The organism is Bradyrhizobium erythrophlei, assembly GCF_900129505.1.
In the GTDB taxonomy this organism is placed as follows: domain Bacteria; phylum Pseudomonadota; class Alphaproteobacteria; order Rhizobiales; family Xanthobacteraceae; genus Bradyrhizobium; species Bradyrhizobium erythrophlei_D.
Map to the genome: position 1 here is coordinate 7,696,254 of NZ_LT670818.1, position 25,866 is coordinate 7,722,119.

25 protein-coding genes are annotated in these 25,866 nt (G+C 63.2%); 14 read left to right on the plus strand and 11 right to left on the minus strand.

Annotation, left to right across the window (positions count from 1 at the left end):
- The first annotated feature begins 1,258 nt into the window (after positions 1–1,258).
- Together B5525_RS36070 and rpmG are read left to right on the plus strand one after the other, a co-directional pair.
- A complete protein-coding gene (locus B5525_RS36070; protein ID WP_079570692.1) occupies positions 1,259–2,584 on the plus strand; it encodes an LLM class flavin-dependent oxidoreductase in 1,326 nt (441 codons plus the stop codon).
- A 124-nt stretch (positions 2,585–2,708) separates the two neighbouring features.
- Positions 2,709–2,876: a 50S ribosomal protein L33 gene (rpmG, locus tag B5525_RS36075; protein ID WP_045008041.1), complete on the plus strand. Its 168-nt coding sequence runs from the start codon at positions 2,709–2,711 to the stop codon at positions 2,874–2,876.
- 78 nt (positions 2,877–2,954) lie between these two features.
- Here rpmG and B5525_RS36080 read toward each other — a convergent pair whose 3' ends face one another.
- Positions 2,955–4,187 carry an MFS transporter gene (locus tag B5525_RS36080; protein ID WP_079570694.1) on the minus strand — a complete coding sequence of 411 codons (1,233 nt, stop codon included), beginning with the start codon at positions 4,185–4,187 and terminating at the stop codon, positions 2,955–2,957.
- Between the two features lie 173 nt (positions 4,188–4,360).
- On the opposite strand from B5525_RS36080, the gene B5525_RS36085 reads away from it, so the two are divergent.
- Together B5525_RS36085 and B5525_RS36090 are read left to right on the plus strand one after the other, a co-directional pair.
- The gene (locus B5525_RS36085; RefSeq protein WP_154073919.1) at positions 4,361–4,921 is read left to right on the plus strand and encodes a TetR/AcrR family transcriptional regulator; all 561 of its coding nucleotides are present in this window, start codon (positions 4,361–4,363) and stop codon (positions 4,919–4,921) included.
- Between the two features lie 110 nt (positions 4,922–5,031).
- A complete protein-coding gene (locus B5525_RS36090; RefSeq protein ID WP_244567704.1) occupies positions 5,032–6,282 on the plus strand; it encodes a serine hydrolase domain-containing protein in 1,251 nt (416 codons plus the stop codon).
- 36 nt (positions 6,283–6,318) lie between these two features.
- On the opposite strand, the gene B5525_RS36095 is transcribed toward B5525_RS36090, so the two are convergent.
- Positions 6,319–7,692, minus strand: coding sequence for a PleD family two-component system response regulator (locus B5525_RS36095; protein ID WP_079570697.1), 1,374 nt, complete (start codon positions 7,690–7,692; stop codon positions 6,319–6,321).
- 11 nt (positions 7,693–7,703) lie between these two features.
- Positions 7,704–8,069: a response regulator gene (locus B5525_RS36100; RefSeq protein WP_079570698.1), complete on the minus strand. Its 366-nt coding sequence runs from the start codon at positions 8,067–8,069 to the stop codon at positions 7,704–7,706.
- A gap of 228 nt (positions 8,070–8,297) precedes the next feature.
- On the opposite strand from B5525_RS36100, the gene B5525_RS36105 reads away from it, so the two are divergent.
- Positions 8,298–8,597, plus strand: coding sequence for a DUF3572 domain-containing protein (locus tag B5525_RS36105; protein WP_079570700.1), 300 nt, complete (start codon positions 8,298–8,300; stop codon positions 8,595–8,597).
- A gap of 2 nt (positions 8,598–8,599) precedes the next feature.
- Complete coding sequence (locus tag B5525_RS36110) at positions 8,600–9,886, plus strand: DNA polymerase IV (protein ID WP_079570701.1); 1,287 nt, start codon at positions 8,600–8,602, stop codon at positions 9,884–9,886.
- Between the two features lie 114 nt (positions 9,887–10,000).
- Here the strand turns inward: B5525_RS36110 and B5525_RS36115 are convergent, their stop codons facing one another.
- Positions 10,001–10,873, minus strand: coding sequence for a cell envelope integrity EipB family protein (locus B5525_RS36115; protein WP_079570703.1), 873 nt, complete (start codon positions 10,871–10,873; stop codon positions 10,001–10,003).
- A gap of 231 nt (positions 10,874–11,104) precedes the next feature.
- Here B5525_RS36115 and B5525_RS36120 point away from each other — a divergent pair, with 231 nt between their 5' ends.
- The 4 genes from B5525_RS36120 to B5525_RS36135 all read left to right on the plus strand — a co-directional run bounded on the left by B5525_RS36120 (position 11,105) and on the right by B5525_RS36135 (position 14,137).
- The gene (locus tag B5525_RS36120; RefSeq protein WP_079570704.1) at positions 11,105–11,572 is read left to right on the plus strand and encodes a RidA family protein; all 468 of its coding nucleotides are present in this window, start codon (positions 11,105–11,107) and stop codon (positions 11,570–11,572) included.
- Positions 11,573–11,584: 12 nt separating this feature from the next.
- Positions 11,585–12,337: a glycerophosphodiester phosphodiesterase family protein gene (locus tag B5525_RS36125; RefSeq protein ID WP_079570706.1), complete on the plus strand. Its 753-nt coding sequence runs from the start codon at positions 11,585–11,587 to the stop codon at positions 12,335–12,337.
- Between the two features lie 103 nt (positions 12,338–12,440).
- A complete protein-coding gene (locus B5525_RS36130; protein ID WP_079574262.1) occupies positions 12,441–13,688 on the plus strand; it encodes a GNAT family N-acetyltransferase in 1,248 nt (415 codons plus the stop codon).
- 26 nt (positions 13,689–13,714) lie between these two features.
- A complete protein-coding gene (locus B5525_RS36135; protein ID WP_079570707.1) occupies positions 13,715–14,137 on the plus strand; it encodes an HIT family protein in 423 nt (140 codons plus the stop codon).
- A 106-nt stretch (positions 14,138–14,243) separates the two neighbouring features.
- Here the strand turns inward: B5525_RS36135 and tsaA are convergent, their stop codons facing one another.
- The 4 genes from tsaA to B5525_RS36155 all read right to left on the minus strand — a co-directional run bounded on the left by tsaA (position 14,244) and on the right by B5525_RS36155 (position 16,988).
- Entirely contained in the window at positions 14,244–14,735 is a 492-nt protein-coding gene (gene tsaA, locus B5525_RS36140; protein ID WP_079570708.1) for a tRNA (N6-threonylcarbamoyladenosine(37)-N6)-methyltransferase TrmO, read from the minus strand.
- A gap of 29 nt (positions 14,736–14,764) precedes the next feature.
- Positions 14,765–15,109 carry an AzlD domain-containing protein gene (locus B5525_RS36145; protein ID WP_079570709.1) on the minus strand — a complete coding sequence of 115 codons (345 nt, stop codon included), beginning with the start codon at positions 15,107–15,109 and terminating at the stop codon, positions 14,765–14,767.
- Entirely contained in the window at positions 15,106–15,843 is a 738-nt protein-coding gene (locus tag B5525_RS36150) for an AzlC family ABC transporter permease (protein WP_079574264.1), read from the minus strand. Before B5525_RS36150 ends, B5525_RS36145 begins: the two co-directional genes overlap by 4 nt.
- A 206-nt stretch (positions 15,844–16,049) precedes the next feature.
- A complete protein-coding gene (locus tag B5525_RS36155; protein WP_079574266.1) occupies positions 16,050–16,988 on the minus strand; it encodes a lytic transglycosylase domain-containing protein in 939 nt (312 codons plus the stop codon).
- Between the two features lie 130 nt (positions 16,989–17,118).
- Here B5525_RS36155 and B5525_RS36160 point away from each other — a divergent pair, with 130 nt between their 5' ends.
- Both B5525_RS36160 and B5525_RS36165 read left to right on the plus strand, forming a co-directional pair.
- Positions 17,119–18,054, plus strand: a complete 936-nt coding sequence (locus tag B5525_RS36160) for a glycine/sarcosine/betaine reductase selenoprotein B family protein (RefSeq protein ID WP_079570710.1) — start codon at positions 17,119–17,121, stop codon at positions 18,052–18,054.
- Between the two features lie 123 nt (positions 18,055–18,177).
- Entirely contained in the window at positions 18,178–18,537 is a 360-nt protein-coding gene (locus B5525_RS36165) for a PilZ domain-containing protein (protein ID WP_079570712.1), read from the plus strand.
- Positions 18,538–18,738: 201 nt separating this feature from the next.
- Here the strand turns inward: B5525_RS36165 and B5525_RS36170 are convergent.
- Positions 18,739–19,805 (minus strand): IS630 family transposase gene (locus tag B5525_RS36170; RefSeq protein ID WP_197687848.1). Its coding sequence is split into 2 segments (ribosomal slippage): positions 18,739–19,316 and positions 19,316–19,805, totalling 1,068 coding nucleotides; the frame shifts between segments, so codons are not numbered across the junction.
- 389 nt (positions 19,806–20,194) lie between these two features.
- Here B5525_RS36170 and B5525_RS36175 point away from each other — a divergent pair.
- Together B5525_RS36175 and B5525_RS36180 are read left to right on the plus strand one after the other, a co-directional pair.
- Positions 20,195–21,616 carry an MFS transporter gene (locus tag B5525_RS36175; protein WP_079570714.1) on the plus strand — a complete coding sequence of 474 codons (1,422 nt, stop codon included), beginning with the start codon at positions 20,195–20,197 and terminating at the stop codon, positions 21,614–21,616.
- A gap of 119 nt (positions 21,617–21,735) precedes the next feature.
- Positions 21,736–22,650 (plus strand): SEL1-like repeat protein, encoded by a 915-nt coding sequence (locus tag B5525_RS36180; RefSeq protein ID WP_079570715.1) that lies wholly within the window; start codon positions 21,736–21,738, stop codon positions 22,648–22,650.
- A gap of 181 nt (positions 22,651–22,831) precedes the next feature.
- Here B5525_RS36180 and clpA read toward each other — a convergent pair whose 3' ends face one another.
- Positions 22,832–25,252: an ATP-dependent Clp protease ATP-binding subunit ClpA gene (gene clpA / locus B5525_RS36185; protein ID WP_079570716.1), complete on the minus strand. Its 2,421-nt coding sequence runs from the start codon at positions 25,250–25,252 to the stop codon at positions 22,832–22,834.
- A gap of 236 nt (positions 25,253–25,488) precedes the next feature.
- A complete protein-coding gene (gene clpS / locus B5525_RS36190) occupies positions 25,489–25,821 on the minus strand; it encodes an ATP-dependent Clp protease adapter ClpS (protein WP_079570718.1) in 333 nt (110 codons plus the stop codon).
- Positions 25,822–25,866 lie beyond the last annotated feature (45 nt).

The following is a 25,866-nucleotide window of genomic DNA, read 5'->3' on the forward strand; positions in this document are numbered from 1 at the left end:
CGTTAAAGCTAGCCGCAATGACGAGTTTGAAGAACACGATCACTGCGGCAACGCTGTATAGTCCGATTGTGTGCGAGAAGCGCATACGGGCTAGGCAATTACCAACCTTTGGCTCGCATTTCGTCTGCTATTGCCCGGTACGGCGCTATTTTTCGATCAAGAATTTCAATGTTACCAGGAGTCAGCCACGGGTGTGCCCTAAACTTGGCAAAGGCCGCAATGTCAGCCTTGACATGCTCAAGATCCCCCTTCGATCCCCGGTGGCGCCAACCTATCAGGATTTGAGCGTCCGTTCTGCCGGCCAGATGCATCTTTTTTGCGGGAAAGCCCCCTTGACGCCCGCAACCATCCGTATACTACCCGCGCCCGCACTCGACTGGCGAGCGCCCGGCGGTGCCTAATGGAGAACTGACAAGTGAAGCTGAGCAAAGGTCAGGTCCGTCGGGCGGATCGCGATCCGCCGTTCCGGACTAAGCGCGCGCCGAAGACGTAGTCCGCGCCTCCCGGGAAAGCAAAAGACGGCAGATCGCGATCCGCGCTACGCCCCCGCTTCGTCTCGCGAGCAAGCGAAATCTCGCGCCCTCGCCGCGACAAATCAACCCGCCGGGCAAATCACTAAAAGCCGGTCAAGCCCGCTTGCGAAAAACATTCTGCTTTTCCGAAATTGCAAATCACTCTACCTACGACACCGTCTCATCCGATGAGAGGGGCGGCTCGCGATCGTCACGAACGTGCGGTGGGATGCGGTGGACGCGATGGCGGCGAAAGACGAGTGCTGCTCGTTGCGGACGGCGAAGGCGTGTGGTCCTGACACCCCGACGCTGGTGTCAAGTTCGCGGGAAGCAAAACTTTGCGCGGATGACGGTGGCTAAAAAGCCCGGACACCGGGAAGAGCGCGCTACAAGCCGGTCAACCACCGCGCAGGGAAGGCCGGATTGCCTCCGCTGAACCTGTGTGCTCGTGTGCATTTTTACCCAATAACAGGGCACACGGGACCGCGGGTGCAGCGCGCACCCGGCCTTCCCTGCGCCCTCTTTCTTTTCCGAGGGCGGCCAACCGACGCAAAGCTCGGGCGCCTCGCGCCGCGAGATCGCGGACCTACATCCCTCCCCCATGGCATGCTTCGCCTGGCTCGCAACAACGTGGAATTTCCTTCGGATGCCGCTCAAATCGAAATATTCTTTTCGCCCGCGCAGGGTGCCATTGCGTTTTGACTTTCCTATCTTCAATTCAGCGGCATGACGAACAAGGACAAGCCATGGCAAAGCGTCAACTCAAGCTCGGTGCCTTCATGCGGCCGGTCAGCATTCATACCGGGGCGTGGCGCTATCCCGGCGCGTGGCCGGACGCCAATTTCAATTTTTCGCATATCAAGCAGCTGATCCAGAAGCTGGAAGCCGGAAAATTCGACGCCTTCTTCATGGCCGACCATCTGGCCGTGCTGAACATGCCCGTCAACGCGCTCAAGCGCAGCCACACCGTGACCTCATTCGAGCCGTTTACGCTGTTGTCGGCGCTGTCGGCCGTGACCGGGCATATCGGACTGATCGCGACCGGTTCGACCACCTTCGACGAGCCCTACCATGTCGCGCGCCGCTTTGCCTCGCTCGATCACATCTCGGGCGGTCGCGCGGGGTGGAATATCGTCACCACCTCCAACCCCGACGCGGCGCTGAATTTTGGACTCGATGACCACATGGAGCACGCCGAGCGCTACAGGCGCGCACGCGAATTCTATGACGTGGTCACGGGCTTGTGGGATTCCTTCGCCGACGACGCGTTTGTCCGGGACGTCGAAGCGGGCCTCTATTTTGACCCGGCCAAAATGCATGTCCTCAACCACAAGGGAGAATACCTTTCGGTGCGCGGCCCGCTCAACATCGCCCGTCCCGTGCAGGGCTGGCCGGTGATTGTGCAGGCCGGCGCGTCCGAAGACGGCAAGCAGCTCGCGGCCGAAACGGCGGAGGCCGTGTTCACCGGCGGCAGCAGCCTCGCCGACGGGCAAAAGCTCTATGCCGACATCAAGAGCCGCATGGAAAAGCTCGGCCGCGATCGCGACGACCTGAAGATCCTGCCCGGCGCCTTCGTCGTGGTCGGCGACAGCGTCGAGGAAGCACGCGAAAAGCGCGCGTTGCTCGACAGCAAGGTGCATTACGACAGCGCCATTGCGTCGCTTTCGGTGATCCTGGGTACCGACGCCTCCGGCTTCGATCCCGACGGGCAGTTGCCGCCGATCCCGGAAACCAACGCCTCCAAGAGCGGCCGGCAGCGGCTGGTCGACGTCGCCGCCCGCGACAAGCTCACGGTCCGCCAGCTGGCTCAGCGCGTCGGCGGCTATGGCGGGCTGTCGTTCGTCGGCACGCCGGCCGTGATCGCCGATCAGATGGAGGAGTGGCTGACCAGCTTCGGCTCCGATGGTTTCAATATCATGTTCCCGTTCCTGCCCGCCGGCCTCGACGATTTCGTCGACAAGGTGGTTCCGGAACTGCAACGGCGCGAGATCTTCCGGAAGCAGTATGAGGGCAAGACGTTGCGGGAGAATCTCGGCCTGCCGAGGCCGAAAAACCGCTTCTTTGAGGGTTAAATATCGGGATTCGGGCGTGTTTGGACCGGCCAAACCTTGACTTTGGGCGGTTAGAAGCTAGGTTGCGCGCAAATGCGGGCCGATTGGCCGGCTCCCAATTCCCCAGATATTTGAGGTCCTGAACATGGCCAAAGCGGTCACCATCAAGGTCAAGCTCGTTTCCTCGGCGGACACCGGCTTCTATTACGTCGCCAAGAAGAATTCGCGCACCATGACCGACAAGCTGGTCAAGAAGAAATACGACCCGGTCGCGCGCAAGCACGTCGAATTCCGCGAGTCGAAGATCAAGTAAAACGCGGGACACTGCTGACTTCGACGGGGCCTTCGTGGCCCCGTTTTTATTTTGGCAAGTCAATTTTGCGGCGCGTGGCTAAGCCGTCGCCGCCAAAGGCGGTCGCGTCGGCCGAATCAGCGCGAACGCCACCTGAACGATGCCCGCCGCCAGTCCCACCGCGACGCCGATCCGCCACGCCAGCGTGTAGGAGCCGAGCTGGTCGTAGATCAGCCCTCCTCCATAGGCGCCGAGGAAACTGCCGAGCTGGTGACTCATGAACGCGAGCCCCTGGATCATCGCCTGCCATTGCAGGCCGAACATCTCGGCGACCGCGCCCGCCACCAGCGGCCCTACGCCGAGCCACAGGAATCCCATCATCGCGCCGAACACAAGTGTCGTCGCCTCCGACGGTGGCAGCATGAAATACCAGGCCAGCACCAGCGAGCGCGCAATGTAGATCGCCCCCAGCAGTGCCAACTTGTTCCAGCGCTCGCCGGCCCAGCCGAAGAACAGGCTTCCCAGCACGTTGAAGCCGCCGATCACGCCGAGCGTCTCCGCGCTCAGCATCGGGTCCATGCCGCAGATCGCGAGATATGACGGCAGATGCGTGGTGATGAAGACGAGCTGCATGCCGCAGACGAAATAGGCTGACGTCATCACCACGAAGGACGCGTTGCCGAACGCGACTTTTGTGGCGACGGCTGCCGAGGTATCGGCGATCTGGTCGGGCGTCCGCGGCGGCAGCGGAATCCTGTCCACCCGGCCCGCGAACCAGGCCGCCGGAAGCAGCGCCAGCGACAGGATGACAAATCCAACGAGGCCGGTGCGCCAGCCAAAACCCTCATTCAGGATCTGTCCGAGCGGCGCCGACAATAGCGCACCCAGCGATCCCGCGCCCGAGACCATGCCGAGCACCGTGCTGCGCACGCTGGCCGGCACCGCGCGCGCCGCCACCGACATCGCGATCGCAGCAGCCGTGCACGCCAGCGACATCCCGATCAGCACGCCGGCGCCGAGCATGACGCTGACGAACCCCTGCGCGCCTGCCATCAGCGTAAGCCCGGCGATATAAAGCAGCGCTCCCGCGATCATGATGGCACGAAAGCCGAAGCGCACCGTGAACGCGCCGGCCAATGGCTGCAAAAATCCCCAGGCGAGGTTTTGTACCGCAATCGCCAGCGTAAAATCGGAAACCGAAATCCCGATGTCATGGGTCAGCGGCTGCAGGAAGATGCCAAGGCTCTGGCGCAGGCCCATGCTCAAGGAGAGCATCAGCGAGGCCCCGATCAGAATCGGAAGCGTGGGACGGAGCAGTTGCAACAGGGGCATTTTCTTGTTCTCCCTTGTGATCCCTGCGGTCACCGGTTTTGCAAACCGACGCCACGATCGTTGCGCCGGGCTTGATTACACCGATCTGTGTAATTAAGGTGCACGCGGCTCGCGCTGTCAAGAGCCGGATAACACAGGTCTGTGTACAGATGTCCCGGTCCGAAAAGCCCGACATGAAGGAGCGGATTCTCGAAACCGCCGACCGGCTGTTTTATCTGCGCGGCATCCGCGCCGTCGGGGTCGATACGGTCGCGGCCGAGATCGGCATCTCCAAGCGCACGCTGTACAATCATTTCCCTTCCAAGAACGAGCTGATCCGGGCCTATCTGGAGCGGCGCTTCACGAAGGCTCCCGCATCCGACAAGCCGCCCGTCGACCAAATCCTGGGAACGTTCGATCGGCTGGAGCGAGGCTTCGCCAGCAAGGGCTTTCGCGGCTGCCCGTTCGTCAACGCGGTGGCCGAACTGGGCGCGGAGGATCGGGCGGTGAAAAAGATCGCGATCGCCTTCAAGGAAAGCCGCCGGCTCTGGTTCCGCGACCTGTTGCTGCGGCTCGATGTGGCCGATCCGGAGGGCCTTGCGACACAGCTCACGCTGCTGGTCGACGGCTCGATCGCGCAGGATCTGGTGCGCGACGATCCCTCCATGGCGCGCGCGGCGAAGCAAGCTGCAACCGTGCTGCTGGCGAATGCGGGGGTTGAAGTTGGCGGCAGTGACGCCGAGACGAAATCGTGACCGCACTCAACAGTCGACCCCGGCTGCTTCCTGAAGCCACTCCGAGCTGCTAGCGTCGCCGCACAAAGGTGCAATCCGGAATACCAGATTCGGTCCGGCGGGATTTCACGGTGACGAACGCCCCGCAAAATCCGGCTGCGGCAAGGGAAGCGGCGATGGAAGACATGAAAGTGACCGCCAACGGCTACGATTTCGAGCCGGCGCACGCCGCCATGCAGCGTCTTGTTGACGGCAACATCCTGTCCGGCGTTTCATCCGCGGTGCTGGTCGGCAGGGATCTGGTGGACGTGAATTGCGCTGGATGGGCCGACAAGGAAGCGCAGACGCCTTTGCGCGTCGACCACATCTTCCGCGTTTTTTCCAATACCAGGCTGGTCACATCCTGCGCCGCGCTGCTGCTGGTCGAGGAAGGCCGATTGCGGCTGGACGATCCGATCGAAAAGTTCATTCCGCAGCTTGCGAACCGCAGGGTATTGCGCCCCGGCGCAGCCTCGCTGGACGAGACGGAGCCGGCCAGGGGGCCGATCAGCATCGGTCATCTGATGAGCCACAGTTCGGGCCTCAGCTACGGCTTTTTCGATCCCGGCACGGTCATTTTCAAGGCCTACAACGAGCGCCGGGTGCACGACCCCAGGACGACGTTGGCCGAGATGGTCGATGTGTTGGCAGACCTGCCGCTGATCTATCAACCCGGAACATCCTGGGAATACTCGGTCGCCACTGATGTGCTGGCGCGGCTCGTTGAAGTCATCAGCGGCCAGCCATTCGATCAATTCATTCAAGCCCGGATTCTTGGCCCGCTGGGCATGGTGGACACCGGCTTCGTCGTGCCGCAGAAAGATCAAAGCCGGCTCGCGGCGTATTACGCCGGCGCAGACATGGTCGATCCGATGAAGCCCGGGCTCACGCGAACGGACAACGCACCCTATCCGGGTGCTTATCTGCGCCCCATCCCAAGGCTCAATGGCGGCGGCGGTCTGGTTTCAACCTTGCCGGATATGGTGGCGCTGATCCGAAGCCTGCTGCCCGGAGGCCCGACCCTGCTCAAGCCGGAAACGATTGCGTTGACGATGACCAACCAGTTGGCCGACGGGGTGTGGATGCGCTTTCCCGTGACGGGCGAGCTTCCCGGCAGGGGATATGGGCTCGCCGGCGGGTTGATCTTGCAGCCCTCGCCGTTCGATCATCCCTATGCGGCCGGCGAACTCTATTGGGGCGGGATCGCGGGCACGCAATGGTGGATTTCACCAAAGAACAACGTTGCGGGCGTGATAATGACGCAGCGACACATGTCGTTCACGCATCCCTTTGCCTTCGAGTTCAAACGACTGGCGTATGAAGCGGTAAAGCGCGCACGCTGAGGAAGCGCGCTGCAGCCGGCTAACGCCACCACGGGATCAAGCGGCCTGCGCCACCACCCGGTTGCGGCCGTCATGCTTTGCCCGATAGAGCGCGGTATCGGCGCGCTTGAGCACGTCGGCGACGGCCTCGCCCTTGAGTTCGAGCGTCGACAGGCCGATCGAGATCGTGACCTCGATGCGTTTTGCCCCCTTGTTGACCGCGAAAGGTTCGCCCGCGATGGAACGGCGCAGCCGCTCCGCCACCATGCCCGCGACGTGCAGGTCGGTCTCCGGCATCACGATGACGAATTCCTCGCCGCCGTAGCGGCAGGCGAGATCGATGCCGCGAATAGACTTCCGGATCCGGACCGCGAATTCGCGCAGCACGTCGTCGCCGGCGTCGTGGCCGTAACTGTCGTTGATCGCCTTGAAGAAATCGATGTCGAGCATCATCAGCGCCAGCGGCTTGCCGCGGCTCGCGGCCTGTTCGGCGAGGGTGCCGAGATGGCTCTCCATGTAGCGCCGGTTATGCAGGCCGGTCAGCGCGTCCGTGATCGCCATCTCGATCGAGTTCTGCACATTGTCGCGCAGATCGTCGGTGTAGCGGCGCTTGCGGATCTGGGTGCGCGCCCGCGCCAGCAATTCGTTCTTGTCGACCGGGCGCAGCAGATAGTCGTTGACGCCGATCTCGAGCCCGCGCAACAGCCGCGTATTATTGTCGGCGTCCGCGATGGCGAGAATGGGCACATGCCGGGTCCGCTCCAGCGAGCGCGCCTGGCTGCACAGCCGCAAGCCGTCGAAATTGTCGAGCCCGAGCGAGACGATCAGGAGGTCGTAATTGCCGTCGGCCGCGTGAAACAGCGCCTCAGCCGGGTTGGTTTCGACGTCGACACCGTGCTCGGTCGAGAGCACCGGCGCCAGCCGTTCGTAGGACGACGGCCGGTCGTCGACCAGGAGGATGCGGCCGCCCTTCCCGGTGTCGGCCACCGCACTTCGCTCCGGCGCCTGCACGCCGATCTCGAGCGAGGTGATGGCGCGCATGCGCAGCTCATCGGTCATCATCTTGAGCCGGGTGAGCGAGCGCACCCGCGCGATCAGCACGATGTCTGACACCGGTTTTGTCAGGAAATCGTCGGCGCCGGCCTCCAGCCCGCGCACGCGATCGGCCGGGCTGTCCAGCGCCGTGACCATGACAACCGGAATGTAGTGCGTGGCCGGATTGGATTTCAGCCGGCGGCAGACTTCGAAGCCGTCCATGTCGGGCATCATCACGTCGAGCAGGATGATGTCGCATTCGGCGCGCCCGCACATCGCCAGCGCCTCGGCGCCGTTGGACGCGGTCAGCACATCGAAATATTCGGCCGACAGCCGCGCTTCCAAAAGCTTGACGTTGGCGGGGACGTCGTCGACGACCAGAATACGCGCGGACATCGAAATTCCCCCTACCCAATAAACCGTCGAACCGTTTCAATAAATTTTCCGACCGAGATCGGTTTCGACAAATAGGCCTCGCAGCCGCCCTCACGGATGCGTTCCTCGTCGCCCTTCATGGCGAACGCAGTGACCGCGACGACGGGAATCGAGCGCAGCTCCGGATCGTCCTTGATCCAGCGCGTGACTTCCAGGCCCGAAACTTGCGGAAGCTGGATGTCCATCAGAATGAGATCGGGATGAAGCTTGCGCACGAGATCGAGCGCCTCGAAACCGTTCGACGTGCCCGAGGTCTGATAGCCGTGCGCTTCCAACAGATCGCGAAAGAGCTTCATATTGAGCTCGTTGTCCTCCACGATCAGGACGGTTTTTGCCATCCCGTCCCTCCAATCCCCGAGTTGCAGGTCCGGAATACGGCGCAGCAGGTGCCGCCGCCGGACGTGTCAAAAAGTGAATTCAAACTAGCGCCAGATTCGCTCTAACCCGTTAAGTCCGCGTGCCATCTTTATGCGAAGTGGTTTCCACTTGCTTGAACACGTTGCGCAGACTCGGGCATGATGCTTCCAAAATAGAGACCATAAGTTAGCGAAAGGCAAATAGGCCGGTTGAAAAAGCCAGTTAAAAATCCCCGGGAAGTGGCTGAAATCGTTGCGATTCAGGCACTTTCCTTCATCGCCGGCGAGCCCGAGCGCTTGGGCCTGTTCCTGGCCGAAAGCGGAATCGGCCCGGAGACCCTCCGCAACGCCGCGGCGGACCCGCGATTCCTGGCATCCGTGCTCGATTTCGTCATGCGCGATGACGCGACCGTGAAGGCATTTGCGAACGTCTCGCAGCTGCATCCCACCAACATCGCCGCAGCCCATCAGGCGCTTAACGACCCCGACTGGGAGCGCGATGTGCCGTGAGCATGGCTGCGCCGGCATCGGGAGGACCGACCTGCTTTTGCCGGGACTGCCTGCACGATCTGGATTTTGCGGCCCGGCGATGCAGCGAATGCGGTTCCCCTCGCCTGGCGCGGCACCGCGCGCTGTCGGTGCTGACGCTGGCCCACATCGACTGCGACGCCTTCTACGCCACCGTCGAGAAGCGCGATAATCCTGATATCGCCGACAAGCCCGTCATCATCGGCGGCGGCAAGCGCGGCGTGGTTTCGGCAGCCTGCTACATCTCCCGCACCTTCGGCATCCGCTCGGCGATGCCGATGTTCAAGGCGCTCGCGCTATGTCCGTCCGCGATCGTGATCCGTCCCGACATGGCTAAATATGTGCGGGTCGGCCGCCAGGTGCGGCATGCCATGCAGGCGCTGACGCCGCTGGTCGAACCGCTTTCGATCGACGAGGCGTTTCTCGATCTGGCCGGCACCCAGCGCGTGCACGGCATGATCCCGGCGAAAGTGCTGGCGCGCTTTGCCCGCGAGGTCGAGCGCGACATCGGCATTACCGTTTCGGTCGGGCTGTCCTGCAACAAGTTCCTCGCCAAGATCGCGTCCGACCTCGACAAACCGCGGGGTTTTGCCGCCCTCGATCAGGACGAGGCGCGCGCCATGCTGGCCGAAAGACCGGTCGGCTTCATTTTCGGCGTCGGACCGGCGACCCAGGAACGGCTGCTCCAGCGCGGCTTTCGCATCATCGCCGACCTGCAGCGCGCCGACGAAACCGAGTTGATGAAGCAATTCGGCGCCGAAGGGCGCAGGCTGTGGCGGCTGGCGCGTGGCATCGACGACCGCCGCGTGGAGGCCGAGAGAGGCGCCAAGACCATTTCGAACGAGACCACGTTCGAAAACGACATCCGCGATTTCGCCATTTTGGAAAGGACGCTGTGGCGGCTGTGCGAAAAGGTATCGTCGCGCCTGAAAAGCAGCGAGTTGGCCGGATCCACTATCACGCTGAAGCTGAAGACCGCCGATTTCCGCCAGCGCACCCGCTCGCAATCAATCCACGCCCCGACGCAACTGGCGGCGAAGATCTTTGCGACGACGCGGGAAATGCTGGCGAAGGAGATCGACGGCACCGCGTTTCGCCTGATGGGCGCCGGCGTCAGCGCGCTGCAGCCGGGATCGCCGGCCGACGACACCGACATGCTCGACCGCCGCTCGGCCCACGCCGAACGCGCCATCGACGATTTGCGCAGGAAGTTCGGCAATACCGCCGTGATCCGGGGCATCGCCTATGAGGGGCCGGAGAAGCCGGAGTAGGAGAAGACCAATTGTCGTCATTGCCGGGCTTGACCCGGCAATCCATCTACTTCGAAGATCTTTGAAAAGTGATGGATGCGCAGGTCAAGCCCGCGCATGACGGTCGCGCGGCCCTCACTTACACGGCTTGGAGTCCTTGACGTCGAACTTGCCGAGCGCGCCGGAAATGACAAAATCATTGTAGTCGAGCACCAGCGCCCGCGAGACGCCATTCTCGAACAGCTCGAACGACATCGCATAGACCGGGGTCTGCTCACCGTCCTTGGCCTTGGCGTCGCGGTCGTAATAGCTCACCGTCACCGGCCATCGCTTCAGTGATTTCATCGCATCACTGGCGGTTGCGGGATCGGGAGAAGCGATGGCGCGGTCGCCCGGGATCGGCTGCCCGATCACGGTCAGCGTGTTGTAGACCTTCTCGCCATTGTCCGATCCGTCATAGACGGTCAGCTCGAGCAGGGATTTCCCGTCTTTGGCGGCGGCGATGATGCGCCGGATCTGCTCGGTCGGAAACACGGTCGTGCCCTCGATCGTAAATGTCTTGGCTTCCGGCTGCGTCAGCTTGACGGTGATGTGATCCCCGGTCCGCTCGGCGATGCCATCGACCGGGCTCGCGTCGCTATCGTTCATGCGGGTATCGATCTTGAACTTGTAGCTCTTGCCGTCGGCATCCTCCCAGGAGGTTGAGCGCAGATCGCTCAGCGTCACCTTGCCCTCGCCGCTGTTCAGCTCCGAGACCTGGCGGAACTCCGAGGTATAGCCCTCGCAGGCGCTGCCGGAGAAATTATACAGGATGCGCCCGCGCGCATTGTCGATCGAGGCCGAGCCCCGCGACTTGACCAGGCTAAGCTCGTAGAGCGCCTGATGCGGAAGGAACGCAGCACTTGCCGCGGTCGCCGCCTGTCCATCGCTGAAACCCGCCCCCGCGGCAATGGCCGCAGCCGCCAGCAACAGCGATGGGGTGCGCGGAATCCGGAACCAGCGAGCCATATGTCGTCCTTGCGAGAATGCGACGTGAAGCGTCACATTATTCACCGCCCTATTACGCCGCAACTAGGGCGCCTTCACGAAAATGTACGAATCGGCGGTCCGGAATGCCCTGTTTTTTGGCGTTTTCGTGCCGATCGGCACTCCCTTGCATGTGAAGGCGCGATGCGCGAAACAAAGCGGCTGGATTGGCGTGCGATCGGGCGCAGACTCAACGACAGACGGGGACGAAACATGGCGGGTACGGTCGAGCAGAAACTTGCGGCACAGGGCATTGTCTTGCATGAGGCCCCGAGCCCGGTGGCGAATTACGTCGGCTTTGTCCGCACCGGAAACCTGCTGTTCGTCTCCGGCCAGGTCTGCTTCGACCCCCAGGGGAAGCTGATCGCCAAGGGCAAATTGGGCGCCGGCGTCACCGTCGAACAGGGAAATGCCGCGGCGCGCGGTTGCGCCATCAATCTGTTGGCGCAGATCAAGGCCGCACTCGGCGACCTCGACAAGGTGGTCCGCGTTGTCAGGCTTGGCGGCTTCGTCAATTCGGCGCCGGATTTCCTCGATGGGCCGAAGGTGCTCAACGGCGCCTCCGACCTGATGGTCGCAGCCTTCGGCGACAAGGGCCGTCACGCCCGCACCACCGTCGGCGTCGCGTCGCTTCCCGCGGATGCGGCCGTGGAGGTCGAGGGAGTGTTCGAGGTCTCGTAGCGGAGCCGCTCGATGCGCGCACCGGACTGGCTGACGGCACGGCCGGTCGCCCATCGCGGCCTGCACGATGCGGCGCGCGGCATCATGGAAAATATGCCGGCCGCGGCACAAGCCGCGATCGCAGGCAATTTCAGCATCGAATGCGACATCCAGCTCACCGCCGATGGCGAGGCGATGGTGCATCATGACGACGCGCTGGGTCGCCTCACCGAAGGCAGCGGCGCGCTAAAGGCGATGACCGCGGCCGAACTTAAAGCGGTCAAGTTCAGGGATACGCCCGAGCGCATGATGTCGCTCGGCGATCTCTGTACGCTGGTCGAAGGCCGGGTGCCGCTGGTGATCGAGGTGAAGAGCCATTTCGACGGCGATCGCAGACTGGTTAGGCGGATGGCGCAAGTGCTCGCCTCCTATTCGGGCCCCGCGGTCGGGATGTCGTTCGACCCCGACCAAGTGCTGGGCTTGCGCGAAACGATGCCGGCATTGCCCCGCGGCATCGTTGCCCAGCGCAATTACGACGACAGCTCCTGGACAAAACTAACCCCCGCGCAACGCCAGGGCATGCTGCATCTGCGCCACGCATTCCGCACCCGGCCGCATTTCGTCGCCTTCTGGGTCAACCAGCTGCCCGCGCCGGCACCCTGGATCGCCCGCAACGTTTTTGGCCTGCCGCTGTTGACCTGGACCGTTCGCACTTCGGAGCAGCGCGATCGCGCCGCCCGATACGCGGATCAGATGATCTTTGAAGGGTTTGTGCCGGGAACCTGATGCACCCGTGTACGGTCTTGAAGTCGCCGCCGCAATGCACGATCTTTGCATTGGTCACCATGAGCGATGGCTGATCGTAACGCGTGACCGGTTCAAATCGTCGATGGATTCATCCGAAATCACCCTGGAAGCCGTCTCTTCCATCAGCCAGATTCCGGCCGAGGATTGGAATGCCTGCGCCAATCCGTCGGCCGCTCCGGACAGCCTCGCGAACCTCGACACCCTGGCTTCGGTCGATCCCGCAACCGGGTCCTGCGCCCGTTCAAAATCTCCCTATAACCCCTTTGTTTCACACGCGTTTTTCTCTGCGCTCGAGGCCTCCGGCTCGGCCGCTGCCCGGACCGGCTGGGGGCCGCGGCATCTGCTCGCCCGGGTCGACGGCGAGATCGCCGGCATCGTGCCCTGCTATCTGAAATCGCACTCCCAGGGCGAATACGTGTTCGATCGCGGCTGGGCCGATGCCTATGAACGCGCGGGCGGCCGTTATTATCCCAAGCTGCAGGCCTCGGTTCCCTTCACCCCGGCGACCGGCCCACGCCTGTTGATCCGCGACGGCGTCGACAGGGACCAGATCGGCACCGCGCTCGCGCGCGGACTGGCCGCGCTCTGCGAGGCGACTAAGGCCTCCTCGGTCCACGTCACCTTTGCGCGCGAAGCCGAGTGGAAATTTCTCGCCACTCACGGATTCCTGCAGCGGACCGATCAGCAGTTTCACTGGCACAACCAGGGTTTTGGCAGTTTCGATGATTTTCTCGCCACCCTCAATTCGCGTCATCGCAAGGCGATCAAGCGCGAGCGGCGCGATGCGGTGGCAAACGGCATCACCATCCACGCCCTCAGCGGCAGCGACATCTCCGAGGATGCCTGGGACGCCTTCTTCGATTTCTACATGGAGACCGGATCCCGCAAATGGGGCCGGCCCTACCTGACCCGCGACTTCTTCTCACTGATCGGCGAGAGCATGGCCAAAGACGTGCTGCTGGTGATGGCCCGGCGCAACGACCGCTGGATCGCCGGCGCCATCAATTTCATCGGCTCCGAAACGTTGTTCGGCCGCAACTGGGGCGCGATCGAGCACCACCCGTTCCTGCATTTCGAGGTCTGCTATTACCAGGCAATCGATTTCGCGATTAAGCGCGGCCTAAAGACGGTCGAGGCCGGCGCGCAGGGCGAGCACAAGATCGCGCGCGGCTACCTGCCACAAACGACTTATTCGGCGCATTACATCGCCGATCCCGGCCTGCGCCACGCGATCTCTGATTATCTCAAGCGCGAACGCGCCTATGTCGCGGAAGCCGGACGCGAACTCGCCGAGGCCGGCCCGTTTCGCAAGACCGATGAACCATCCTGAAAAGACAAGCTGTTACGGGAGACGCCATGACCGCCTATGACCCCCAAAACCCCTTTGCAAAAATCCTGCGCGGCGAATTCCCGAGCTACAAGGTCTATGAGAACGAGCACGTGCTGGCGTTTCTCGACATCATGCCGCGTAGCCCCGGCCATACGCTGGTGATCCCGAAGGCGCCGGCCCGCAATATTCTCGACATTTCACCCGACGATTACGCCCACGTCGCGCGCGCCGCCCACAAGATCTCGGCCGCCGCCATGAAAGCCTTCAAGGCCGACGGCATCACCGTGCAGCAGTTCAACGAACCCGCCGGCGGACAGGTGGTGTTTCACCTGCATATGCATGTGATGCCCCGCCACGACGGCGTCGCGCTGTTGCCGCCGGCGAGCAGGAAGGAAGACGGCAAGGTGCTGGAAGAGAACGCGGCGATGCTGAAGGCGGCGCTGAAGTAGTACGCGTTACACCCCGCCGTCATTGCGGGCGAAGCGAAGCAATCCAATGCGGCTCGATGGATTGCTTCGTCGCCTAGCTCCTCGCAATGACGAAAAGAACGATCACTCACTCTCCCTCTTCACCGCCGCCCTTCCCCGCCGCCAGCGGCGAGAATTCGCAGCGGTCGGGCTTGACGTCCAATAGCGGCGTCTCGTCGAGGCAATCCAGCCCGCGCACGAAAACAATGTTGCCCTCGAGCTTGACCAGCTTGACGATCGAGGTGCCGATCGGGTTCGGCCGCACCGGGGAGCGCAGCGAGAACGTGCCGCGCGTCGACCGGTTGTCTTTCGGGCTCTGCAGCACGAGGTCGCGGCGCGAGCGGTGCAGCCAGTAGATCACTTCGAGATTCGAGTAGAAATCGACGCCCTTCAGCGCCGGCACCCAGGGCTCGAAAATCTCGAGCCGGCAGACCGGTCCGTCATGGCGTCCCTGCCGCGGTGTGTCCTCGCGCGAGGTCCAGGGCGTGCGGATGCGGCCGATGAAGATGAGCCCGGCGTCGCTCGCCTTCGGCGTCTCGACGGTAACTTCGCCTTCGCGGAGCGCCTTGTCTTGAACCATTGTTGCCTCTCGTATTGCCCGACACCTAACTACCCGATCCACCATTTGCCAGCCAGCATCACGAACTCCCCGCAGACCACGCCGGCCAAAGTCGACCGCCGTGTCACCAGGAAAACCACAAATCCCGCCGCCACCGCGCCATAGCGCAGCCATCCCGGGACGCTTGCCAGCGCGCCCGGCGGCTGCACCAGGATTTGCGCGATGACGCCGGCCAGGATCGCGGTCGCCACCGCCCTCACCCACACCAGCAATTCCGAGCCTTCATCGATCTCGCCGCCGACCATCAATCCGAGCATGCGCCAGATCTGGTTGGGAATAACGCCCGCGATCAGCAGGATCAGCAGCGCATGCCAGTCGCCGATGAACGCGTTCATCGCTGTTCCCGCCACCAGTGAACCCCATAGGCGATGGTGCCGGCCGACACGCCGCTGACGAGGATATCGACGCCGCTGTTCAGCAGCGAAGCAATCGGGAACAGCGCCAGCCCCAGCGCCAGCGCCACGAAATCCGCGGGCTCCCGGCAGTTGCGGGCGGTGGAGAACAGGAATGCCAGCGGCGTCAGCATCAGGATCGCGGCGCCCAGTAACGGCGAAAGGTTGGCGGCCAGAGCATAGCCGACCGTGGTCGCGACCAGACAGACGCTGACGAGACCACTTCCCAGCCCATGGATGAACGCAATCCGCCGTTTGCGCGGCACGTGCGGGAGGAAGCGGAAACATTCGACCCACAGGGTGACCGCCGTGAGATGAGCCACCAGCACCAGTTCACGCCGTTTTGTCTGCGGGGTCCGCATCATCGGCATCACCGAGACCACCATTGGAAACAGCCGGATCGCGCTGACGGTGACGGCAATCGCCGCCTGAATGATGGTCGCGCCGGAGCCGAGCGTCGAGATCAGGATGATCTGCGCCGGACCGGCCCAGACGAACAGCGTACTCGCCAGCGCCCATCCCAGGCTGAAATGCGTGTCATGCGCGAGCGCGCCGATGCCGAGATAGGTTGCAAACAGCACCAAGGTGAGAATCGTCGAACCGACCGACCGCATGCCCCATCCGAACGCGCGGAGCGAACTGTGCCATACAGGCGAATCGAGTGCGGGAAGGGCCAAGGGCAACCGGACAAAGGTGTGAGTCGTGGCGGGCATAACGCTGGCGAAACCGGCCACCGTCAAGCGAAGGCCGCCTCAGGGCAGTCATGCAGGACCCCACATTCGCGCGGGCCGGTAGCCCGGATGGAGAGCGGCGAAATCCGGGGGATTGAATGAGGTCCTGGATTTCGCTTCGCTCCATCCAGGCTACGGATGTTGCGGCCCGCTCAGCCCCTGACGCCCATGTTCCGCAGCACGAAGCACGCGCCACCCGCACGCTGGATACGGCTGCAGAGAGCGTCCGCGGCAGGCCGCGTGTCGGCGCCGATCCGCACCTGGTAGAACAGATGGGTGCCGCGGGTGCGCATCAGCGTGCTCAACAGGCTTGGGTCCTGGTCGCCGATCACCGCGCTCAGCCGCTTCATGGCGCGGGCATACATGGCCAACGCCTTGTTGCGGTCAAAGCCGGCGGCAAGCTGCACGCCCCACAATTTCGCAGCCCCGAGTTTCACATGCTGTTCCAGCTCGGTGACGAAGGAATTGGGCGCGCGCCTAAGCAGCGCCATCAGCTCCCGGCAACTGGTGTTCAGTGCGCGGTCGGCCATCCTGGCGTTCTTGCCGGCGGCGGCCCAGTCCTCGACCGAGGTGCCGGTAATGGCGGAAACGTAGTTGCGCGTCTCCTGCGGCATCGGACCAGTACCGGCGAGCCATTCCCGTACCCGCCGCGGCCCGGCATTGTAGGCGGCGGCGGCCAACCCGAGATTGCCGAACTGGTTGCGCAGCTCGCTGAGGAATTCGGCGGATTTCGGCAGCGCCTGCACGGGATCGAAGGGGTCCAGCAACCGCCGCTCGCTGGCGGTTCCCGGCATGAATTGCGCGATACCCTCCGCGCGCTGGCCGTTGCGCGTGACAGGGCCCACCGCATCGGCCTGAAAGCGGCTCTCCTGCCAGATCACGCGGGCGAAGTACTCCAGCGGCAGGTCGTTCGACCTCGCCGCGGATTCGATCATCAGGCACATCGCCTCGCGGGTGTCGGTCTCGCGCGGACTTGGCGCCGGCGGCTGAACCGCGAGTTCCTCGACACTGGGTGTCGCGACATCCGTCTTGGCTGGGGCAACCTCCGCCGCCAGGCCCGGCGCAGGCAAGCAGAGCGTCGCTGCCGCCATCCACACCGCCAAAAACTGGTCGCCCAGTGTTTGCACCGCCACAACTCGTTTTGGGAAGGCCCTGCTTGACACGCCGAACCGGCCGTTTAGCTATCAGACAGATGATGGCCCGCGCAGGGGAGCGCAAGCGATGACCGCAACGCCGGACGAGCAGCTTGGTTTCGCTCCCGACGAGGATACGCCGATCCCGTATATGGCCCGGACCCGGGAATATTATGCGGCGATCGGCTACACCACGCCCTATCGCTGGGCGCATCATGTCGACGCGCCGTTCCAGCCGTTGAAGAAGCCACTCAACCAATCCCGCGTCGCCATTATCACCACGGCGGCGCCATTCGACCCGGCCAAAGGCGACCAGGGTCCCGGCGCCAAATATAACGGCGGCGCCAAATTCTATTCGGTCTATGACGGCGACAGTTCGAAAACGCACGATCTGCGGATTTCCCATATCGCCTATGACCGTGTCCACACGTCAGCCGATGACAGCGGAACCTGGTTTCCGCTGCCGCAACTGCAGCGGCTGGGGCGCGAACGGCGGGTCGGCGAAATCGCCCCCCGCTTCTTCGGCGCCCCGACCAACCGCAGCCACCGGGTCACCATCGAAACCGATGCGCCGGAAATCCTGGCGCGCTGCCGGGCCGACAAGGTGGATGCCGCGGTGCTGGTGCCAAACTGCCCGGTCTGCCACCAGACCGTCAGCCTGGTCGCACGCCATCTGGAGGCCAACGGCATTGCCACGGTCGTGATGGGCTGCGCCAAGGATATCGTCGAGCATGCCGCGGTGCCGCGCTTCTTGTTCTCGGATTTTCCGCTGGGCAATTCGGCGGGCAAACCGCACGACCCGCCATCGCAAGCCTTCACTTTTGAGCTCGCGCTGCGCGTACTGGAGCAGGCGCCCGGCCCCCAGACCACGGTGCAGTCGCCGCTGCGCTGGAGCGCGGACACCTCCTGGAAGCGCGACTACAACAATGTCGCCATGCTGAGCGCCGAAGAGCTGGCGCGGCGGCGGCGCGAATTCGACGCGCAGAAGGAAATCGCGCGCGGATTGCGCGAAAGCGCGGCTTGACCGGCCGAAATCCCCGCTTTTCCTTCTATTATCGATTTACGTTAACGCCGCATTTTGTGCGCTGCTCCCTTTCCCCCATGGTGAAGCCGGGTAAGGTCTCTCCTCTTAGCCGGGAGGACTACAATGCTGGACCGACGCCAAAGTGCGCGCGACAAGGTTATCTATGGCGGCGTCGCCGAGATCGACGAGCGCGGCGGATCCAGGGATTGCGTGGTGCGCAACATCTCCGAGACTGGCGCCCACCTCGAATTCAGCAACATCGTCAAGCTCCCGAAAGAGAAGATGTCGCTGACGATCGCGCGCAAGGGCCGTTCCTTCCTCGCCAAGGTCGTCTGGTGGCGCGACAATTTCGTCGGAATCGCCTTCAGCTCGGAGCAGCCTTACGAGCTGCCGGTCTCCGATCTCGAGGAGCGGCTGCGCAAGAGCGAAAAGAAAAAGCGCCAGCTGCAGCGCCGCATCAAGGAACTGATCGGCGAAGGCTGACGGGCTGATCCCGTCTACTCGCTCTTCACGCACGAGCAAGGCCACCCCAAGTCTGTTTGATGCGGCCCGCTTTGATATGCCTCAAGCCGCTTTTTTGGGGGGCTGGTTAGTTTCTTGAATCATGGATTCAGGAAATCCCGATGCGACGGCTTCCGCTAAAGGCCCTTTTCGCAGTCCTTACTCTGAATAATACCAACGGCCCTAATTATTGACTGTTGCCCATGTTCGGGTGGTTATTGACGCGATGCGCTTTGGATCTTTTTCAAAGAAGTTCCAAGCGTCGCAGGCTTTATCGACGATGCCGTCGTAGTCGTCGAAGACGGTGATCGCGAGTTTGTTGCCGCGCAGATATTCCCAGACGTTTTCGATCGGATTGAGTTCAGGCGCGTAGGGTGGCAGACGCACCAGGGTGACGTTTTCGGGGATCGTGAGCGCGACAGCAATGTGATAGCCGGCGCCATCGAGGACAAGAGCGGCGTGGCTACCTGCCGCCACCTTGCGGCCGATCGCTGTGAGATGCAGCGACATGGCCTCGGCGTTCGCCGCCGGCATGACCAGACCTGCTGCGACGCGACGCTGCGGACAGGCCGCGCCGAACAGGTAGGCCCAGTCGTAGCGCTGGTCGTGCGGTGCGCGGGGCCTCGTTCCACGCTTGGCCCAGACGCGGGTCAGCGTGCCCTGCTGGCCGATCCGGGCCTCATCTTGGAACCAGATTTCGATCGGCTTGTCTTTGGCGTGCTCGGGAATTTGCGCCCTGACGGTCGCGGCGAAGTTTTTTTAAACGTCTGCTGGGCTTCTTCGTCAGCCTGCGGGTGGCGGGGCCTTACCGACAGTTTGCGGTAGCCGAGCTTGGCTAGAACCTTCCCGACCGAACGCTCGTGGAGCGTGACACCGAAGCGCCGCTGCAATTCGTCGCGCAGATCGACCCGCCGCCAACGCACTACCCCGTGCACCGCGGGGTCGGGGCCGGCCTCGACAAGCTCGGCCAATTCGGCCTGCTGCCGCACCGTGAGTTTTGATCCGGGACCTGGCGATTTGAGATTGCGAAGCCCGGCCAGTCCCGCGGCGTTGTAACGGTGCACCCAGTCCCGCAAGGTCTGACGGTCCATGCCGCAGGTTTCGGCCGCCGTTTTGCGGTCCGAGCCATCGAGCACCAGCGCAAGCGCGAGTATCCGACGCGCCGCGGCGCTATCCTTCTCTCCTGTCGCTGCCTTGCGAAGCTCCCAAGCCGTCAGATCAAACCGGGTGATCGATACCGCCGCTCCCATCGATGCCGCTCCTCTCAAAAGCCAGCATCGAGTCAGAGTTTCCCTGATTCGGGAATCCCTAACGAGTCACAGTTTCGGGCCGTTGGTATAAGACAGCAAGGAAGCGGCCCAACTGGGATCGCATGATCCTGATCTTCTCGAGCGCCGTAACCGTCGGGCTGATCGCACTCTATCTATACGGAAAGCTCAGCTCGCGCTGATAGCGTCCGCGGATCGCGCGCCCTCTGATGCACCCGATCCTCGCGAATTTGTCCCCCAGCGTCTTGAGGCTTGCCATCGCTCTCGATTAGCCGTGCGGGAACCCACGCCAGCCCTGCGCAGTTGCACGTAGCGGCTAATCCGGGATTGCGGTAGCCGGTCACTGTCAGCACCTGGGATGCTCGCATCGCATGTCGCCAACCATCATCGAGCACGCCGATGGCCTGCCGCAGCCGCAGCGCAATTGGGCCATCGTTACCATTGCGCTCGGTATCGTGATGGCGGTGATTGATGGGGCCATCGCCAATGTCGCGCTGCCGACGATCGCCAGGAATCTTGACGCCAGCCCGGCGTTTTCGATCTGGATCGTCAACGGCTATCAGCTGGCGATCACGATCTCATTGCTGCCGCTGGCTTCGCTCGGCGAAATCATCGGCTATCGCCGGGTCTACCTGGCGGGCCTTGCCTTGTTCACCCTTGCATCGCTGTTCTGCGCGCTGTCGCACACCCTGCTGCTGTTGACGGTCGCGCGCATCGTCCAGGGATTTGGAGCGGCCGGGATCATGAGCGTCAACGCGGCGCTGGTCCGCTTCACCTATCCTCGCGCCCTGCTCGGCCGCGGCATCGGCATCAACGCCCTGGTGGTCGCCATCTCGGCCGCGGTCGGCCCGACGGTCGCCGCAGCAATCCTCGCGGTCGGAACATGGCCTTATCTTTTCGCCATCAACGTCCCGATCGGCATCGCGGCATTGGCGCTGGGCTGGCGGTGCCTCCCGCACACCGCGCGCGGCAGTCACTCATTCGACTGGCAGAGCGCATGCCTCAGCGCAATTACCTTTGGCGTCGGGATAGCCGCCATCGACAGCGCGGGTCATGGCGAGGCACTCGCCATCTGGCTGTCGGAATTCGCCATCGCCGTCGTCGCCGGCGTTCTCCTGGTGTTCCGGCAAACCCATATGACCTCGCCGTTGCTGCCGGTCGATCTCCTGCGCATTCCCATTTTCGCGCTTTCGATCGCCACCTCGATTGCCTCATTCTGCGGCCAGATGCTCGCCTTTGTCGCGATCCCGTTTTACCTCGAGAGCCGCTTTGGATATTCGGCGGTGCAGATGGGCCTGTTGATCACGCCCTGGCCCATCGCAGTTGCGGTCGCAGCACCTGTCGCCGGACGCCTGGTCGAACGCTACCCGGCGGGCCTGCTGGGCGGCATCGGCCTGTTGCTGTTCGCTGTTGGCCTCAGCGCCCTGGCGTTATTGCCGGCCAATCCTGGAGCCTTCGACGTGATCTGGCGGATGGCACTGAGCGGCGCGGGGTTCGGGCTGTTCCAGACCCCCAACAACCGCACCATGATCGCTGCCGCGCCGCGCGAGCGCAGCGGCGGTGCGAGCGGCATGCTCGGGACGGCGCGGCTGCTCGGACAGACCACGGGAGCAGCGCTGGTGGCGCTGTTTCTGGCGCGCTGGCCGGCGGACGGCACCCAGTATGCGCTAGTGGCTGGAGCAGGCTTTGCGCTGCTCGGCGCCGTGCTCAGCATGCTGAGGTTATCGCCGGCAGGCAACAGAGGCGCCGAACGCGTGGCTGTCCAGGACGGCCAGCGGCTGAAGGGCGAATGATCCCTAATGTCGTGACGTGATGGATCAGGCCGCGGAGGGACATGGATCGAACTTCCTGGGCGCCGGCGCGACAAATCCAAATCGCTCGGAACGTTACAGGAAAGCCAAGGTCGCAGACCATGAAGCCCACCCTTAAGCCCGTCTTTGCCGCCTTGGTCCTGATGTTGTGCATGGCCGTGCCCGCAGCCGCGGGACCGCTGGAGGATGCGGCGGCCGCGGATGAAAAAGGCGACTACGCGACCGCCCTGCGGCTGCTGCACCCGCTCGCCGATCAGGGCAACGCCAGCGCCCAATACAATCTCGGGGTCATGCACTATGCGGGTCACGGCGTCCGGCAGAACCCGGCCGAAGCGGCGAAGTGGTTTCGCAAGGCCGCCGAGCAAGGCGACGCCGCAGCCCAATACAATCTCGCCGTCATGCTCGACAAGGGCCAGGGCGTCACGCAGGACGGTGCCGAGGCGCTGAAATGGTATCTCAAATCGGCCGAACAGGGTTGGGCCCCGGCGCAGAACAATCTCGGGCTGGTATATGACGACGGCCAAGTTGTGCCGCAGAATTTTGCCGAGGCGGTGAAGTGGTATCGCAAGGCAGCCGAGCGCGGCTACGCCCCTGCAGCGCTCAATCTCGGGCGCATGTACGACAAAGGCCAGGGCGTGGCGCAGGACAAGGCCGAGGCCACCAATTGGATCCGCAAGGCTGCCGATAGGGGTCTGGTGTTGGCCCAGATCACACTCGGAGAGCGCTACCACAACGGCAACGGCGTAGCGCAGGACCGCAGCGAGGCGCTGATATGGTTTCGCAAGGCCGCCGAACAAGGTGATCCCGAAGCCCAGAACAATCTGGGCGCAATATATGCCCAGGGCCAGGGCGTTCCGAGGGACCTCATTCGCGCCTATGCCTGGTTCAATCTCGCCGCGATGGCGGGCCATCAAAGGGCTGCCGGCAACCGCAGCATTGCCGCCCGGCAGATGACCACCGCCGAGTTTGTCGAAGCGCAGAAGCTCGCGGCCACAAACAAGCCGCCACCTCCATAAGCGAGACTGCGAAAACAGAAGCCGCCATGGTTGTGCCGTCCTCGCGCACCTGAACCGTGGCGGCGGCATCAAAACCGGACTCTGGGTTCTTGAGCTCTCCGCTTGAAAACGCTGACATCGCCCATCAAAAAGCCGGCGGTCTCGCGACGCGCCGGCTTTTTCAATTGGCAAATATAAGCGTTCACACCTTGACCAGCGGACCTCGCGAGGCCGGGCCCTTCGAGCCGCCGCCGGGACCGCCGGACTTCGGCTTGCGCGGCGCGGCGCGCTTGCGCGTGCCGGGCAGTTTTTCCGGCTTCGGCGTCACCGGTCCTTCGACGAATTCGAAGCCGATCTTTTCCGTTCCGGCTTCCGCTGCCGCCTCGTCCTTGACCAGCACGACGCGGACATGGCCGCCGCCCTTCAGCCTGCCGAACAGCACCTCGTCCGCCAGCGGCTTCTTGATGTGCTCCTGGATCACGCGCGCCATCGGCCGCGCGCCCATCTGCTCATCGTAGCCGTGGTGGATCAGCCAGGCCTTCGCCGGCTCCGACAATTCGATGGTGACATCGCGGTCGGCAAGCTGGGCCTCGAGTTGCAGCACGAACTTCTCGACCACCATGCCGATCACGTCGGGATTGAGATGCGCGAACGAGACGACGGCATCGAGCCGGTTGCGGAACTCGGGCGCGAACTGGCGATTGATGGCCTCGTGGTCGTCGCCTTCCCGCTTGTTGCGCGTGAAGCCGAAGGCCTGACGCGCCAGATCGGCGGCGCCCGCATTGGTGGTCATGATCAGGATCACGTTGCGGAAATTGACCTGCTTGCCGTTATGGTCGGTGAGCCTGCCATGATCCATGATCTGCAACAGCACGTTGTAGAGATCCGGATGCGCCTTCTCGATTTCATCGAGCAGCACCACGCAATGCGGATGCTGGTCGACGCCGTCTGTCAGCAGGCCGCCCTGGTCGAAGCCGACATAGCCCGGGGGCGCGCCGATCAGGCGCGACACGGTATGCCGTTCCATATATTCGGACATATCGAAGCGGATCAGTTCGACCCCGAGCGAGGCCGCAAGCTGCTTTGCCACTTCGGTCTTGCCGACGCCGGTCGGGCCCGAGAACAGATAGCTGCCGATCGGCTTCTCCGGTTCGCGCAGGCCTGCCCGCGACAATTTGATCGAGGCCGACAGTGCTTCGATCGCCTTGTCCTGGCCGAACACGACGCGCTTGAGCGTCTGTTCGAGATGCTTCAGCACCTCGGCATCGTCCTTCGACACGCTCTTGGGCGGAATCCGCGCCATGGTCGCGATCGTGGTCTCGATCTCCTTGATGCCGATGGTCTTCTTGCGCTTGTTCTCCGCGACCAGCATCTGCGCCGCGCCGGATTCGTCGATCACGTCGATCGCCTTGTCCGGCAGCTTGCGGTCGTGGATATAGCGCGACGACAGCTGCACCGCGGCCTCGATTGCCTCGTTGGTGTATTTCAGCCGGTGATAATCCTCGAAATAGGGTTTCAGGCCCTTGAGGATCGCGATCGCGTCTTCCACCGTCGGCTCGTTGATGTCGATCTTCTGGAAGCGGCGCACCAGCGCGCGGTCCTTCTCGAAGTGCTGGCGGTATTCCTTGTAGGTGGTCGAGCCCATGCAACGGATGGTGCCCGATGCCAGCGCCGGCTTGAGCAGATTGGAGGCGTCCATGGCGCCGCCGGAGGTGGCGCCCGCGCCGATCACTGTATGAATTTCATCGATGAACAAAATGGCGTTCGGGTGCGCCTCGAGTTCCTTGAGCACCTGCTTCAGCCGCTCCTCGAAATCGCCGCGGTAGCGGGTACCGGCGAGCAAGGTGCCCATGTCGAGCGAGAACACGGTGGCCGCCGCCAACACTTCCGGCACTTCGCTGTCGACGATGCGCTTGGCCAGCCCTTCGGCGATCGCAGTCTTGCCGACGCCGGCTTCGCCGACGAACAGCGGATTGTTCTTCTGCCGGCGGCACAGCACCTGGATGGCGCGGTTGATCTCGGAGTTACGTCCGATCACCGGATCGATCTTGCCGTCGCGCGCCTTCTTGTTGAGGTTGACGCAATAGGTTTCGAGCGCCTCGCCCTTCTTCTTGGAATCCTCGTTGCCCTTGGTCTCGGTCTCCTCGTCGACCCCGCGGACGGGGCGCGCCTCGGAAACCCCGGGCCGCTTGGCGATGCCATGGCTGATGTAATTGACCGCGTCGTAGCGGGTCATGTCCTGCTCCTGCAGGAAATAGGCGGCATGGCTCTCGCGCTCCGCGAAGATCGCGATGAGCACGTTGGCGCCGGTGACTTCCTCGCGCCCCGACGACTGGACATGAATGACCGCGCGCTGGATCACGCGCTGAAAGCCCGCCGTCGGCTTGGCATCGTCTGCGCCGTCGGTGACCAGATTTTCGAACTCGGTCTCGAGGTAATTGACGAGACTGGTGCGCAGCTTGTCGAGGTCGACGCTGCAGGCACGCATCACGGCGGCCGCATCCGAGTCATCGATCAGCGACAGCAGAAGGTGTTCAAGCGTCGCATATTGGTGGTGACGCTCGTTTGCAATCGCCAGCGCACGATGCAGGGATTGTTCAAGGCTTTGGGAAAAAGTCGGCATTCGCGTCCTCTGTGGCCCCCGCCATCATCATGATCGCCGTTGCTCGCTCAGGCAACAACAACCTTTGTCATATAGTCATCTAAGATCGCGGCAAAAGAGCGGTTCCCGCGACTCGTTCACGCCGGTATCGCAAGCTTACATCCAAACCCCGGGCGCCACCCGGAGGCGCAGGCTTGACCGGTCCCTCGCCCCTTGATGCAAAACCCGTTCCCATTTCAGGTGGATTTCGCGCGGCGCTACTTTTTTTCCATCACGCACTGCAGGGGGTGCTGGTGCTTGCGCGCAAAATCCATCACCTGCGTTACTTTGGTCTCGGCGATCTCGTAGGTGAACACCCCGCACTCCCCGATTCCATGATGATGGACGTGGAGCATGATCTTGGTCGCGGCCTCGACGTCCTTCTGGAAGAACTTCTCCAGTACGTGAACGACAAATTCCATCGGCGTGTAGTCGTCGTTCAGGATCAGGACGCGATACAGATTGGGCCGCTTGGTCTTCGGCTTGACCTTGGCGATGACGGACGTGGCCGGACCGCCGGGACCCGCGCCGCGGTTCTCATCGTTGCCCATTCGGGGAGCAGATGCGGCGACGGCGGCTGGTGCGGACGAGAGAGG

What these genes read in the sequence shown, in the direction of transcription:
- B5525_RS36070 (WP_079570692.1), top strand. Translation starts at nt 1,259, where the DNA reads ATGGCAAAGCGTCAACTCAAGCTCGGTGCCTTCATGCGGCCGGTCAGC.
- rpmG (WP_045008041.1), top strand. Translation starts at nt 2,709, where the DNA reads ATGGCCAAAGCGGTCACCATCAAGGTCAAGCTCGTTTCCTCGGCGGAC.
- B5525_RS36080 (WP_079570694.1), bottom strand. Translation starts at nt 4,187, where the DNA reads ATGCCCCTGTTGCAACTGCTCCGTCCCACGCTTCCGATTCTGATCGGG.
- B5525_RS36085 (WP_154073919.1), top strand. Translation starts at nt 4,361, where the DNA reads ATGAAGGAGCGGATTCTCGAAACCGCCGACCGGCTGTTTTATCTGCGC.
- B5525_RS36095 (WP_079570697.1), bottom strand. Translation starts at nt 7,692, where the DNA reads ATGTCCGCGCGTATTCTGGTCGTCGACGACGTCCCCGCCAACGTCAAG.
- B5525_RS36100 (WP_079570698.1), bottom strand. Translation starts at nt 8,069, where the DNA reads ATGGCAAAAACCGTCCTGATCGTGGAGGACAACGAGCTCAATATGAAG.
- B5525_RS36110 (WP_079570701.1), top strand. Translation starts at nt 8,600, where the DNA reads ATGGCTGCGCCGGCATCGGGAGGACCGACCTGCTTTTGCCGGGACTGC.
- B5525_RS36115 (WP_079570703.1), bottom strand. Translation starts at nt 10,873, where the DNA reads ATGGCTCGCTGGTTCCGGATTCCGCGCACCCCATCGCTGTTGCTGGCG.
- B5525_RS36120 (WP_079570704.1), top strand. Translation starts at nt 11,105, where the DNA reads ATGGCGGGTACGGTCGAGCAGAAACTTGCGGCACAGGGCATTGTCTTG.
- B5525_RS36125 (WP_079570706.1), top strand. Translation starts at nt 11,585, where the DNA reads ATGCGCGCACCGGACTGGCTGACGGCACGGCCGGTCGCCCATCGCGGC.
- B5525_RS36130 (WP_079574262.1), top strand. Translation starts at nt 12,441, where the DNA reads ATGGATTCATCCGAAATCACCCTGGAAGCCGTCTCTTCCATCAGCCAG.
- B5525_RS36135 (WP_079570707.1), top strand. Translation starts at nt 13,715, where the DNA reads ATGACCGCCTATGACCCCCAAAACCCCTTTGCAAAAATCCTGCGCGGC.
- tsaA (WP_079570708.1), bottom strand. Translation starts at nt 14,735, where the DNA reads ATGGTTCAAGACAAGGCGCTCCGCGAAGGCGAAGTTACCGTCGAGACG.
- B5525_RS36145 (WP_079570709.1), bottom strand. Translation starts at nt 15,109, where the DNA reads ATGAACGCGTTCATCGGCGACTGGCATGCGCTGCTGATCCTGCTGATC.
- B5525_RS36155 (WP_079574266.1), bottom strand. Translation starts at nt 16,988, where the DNA reads ATGGCGGCAGCGACGCTCTGCTTGCCTGCGCCGGGCCTGGCGGCGGAG.
- B5525_RS36160 (WP_079570710.1), top strand. Translation starts at nt 17,119, where the DNA reads ATGACCGCAACGCCGGACGAGCAGCTTGGTTTCGCTCCCGACGAGGAT.
- B5525_RS36165 (WP_079570712.1), top strand. Translation starts at nt 18,178, where the DNA reads ATGCTGGACCGACGCCAAAGTGCGCGCGACAAGGTTATCTATGGCGGC.
- B5525_RS36175 (WP_079570714.1), top strand. Translation starts at nt 20,195, where the DNA reads ATGTCGCCAACCATCATCGAGCACGCCGATGGCCTGCCGCAGCCGCAG.
- B5525_RS36180 (WP_079570715.1), top strand. Translation starts at nt 21,736, where the DNA reads ATGAAGCCCACCCTTAAGCCCGTCTTTGCCGCCTTGGTCCTGATGTTG.
- clpA (WP_079570716.1), bottom strand. Translation starts at nt 25,252, where the DNA reads ATGCCGACTTTTTCCCAAAGCCTTGAACAATCCCTGCATCGTGCGCTG.
- clpS (WP_079570718.1), bottom strand. Translation starts at nt 25,821, where the DNA reads ATGGGCAACGATGAGAACCGCGGCGCGGGTCCCGGCGGTCCGGCCACG.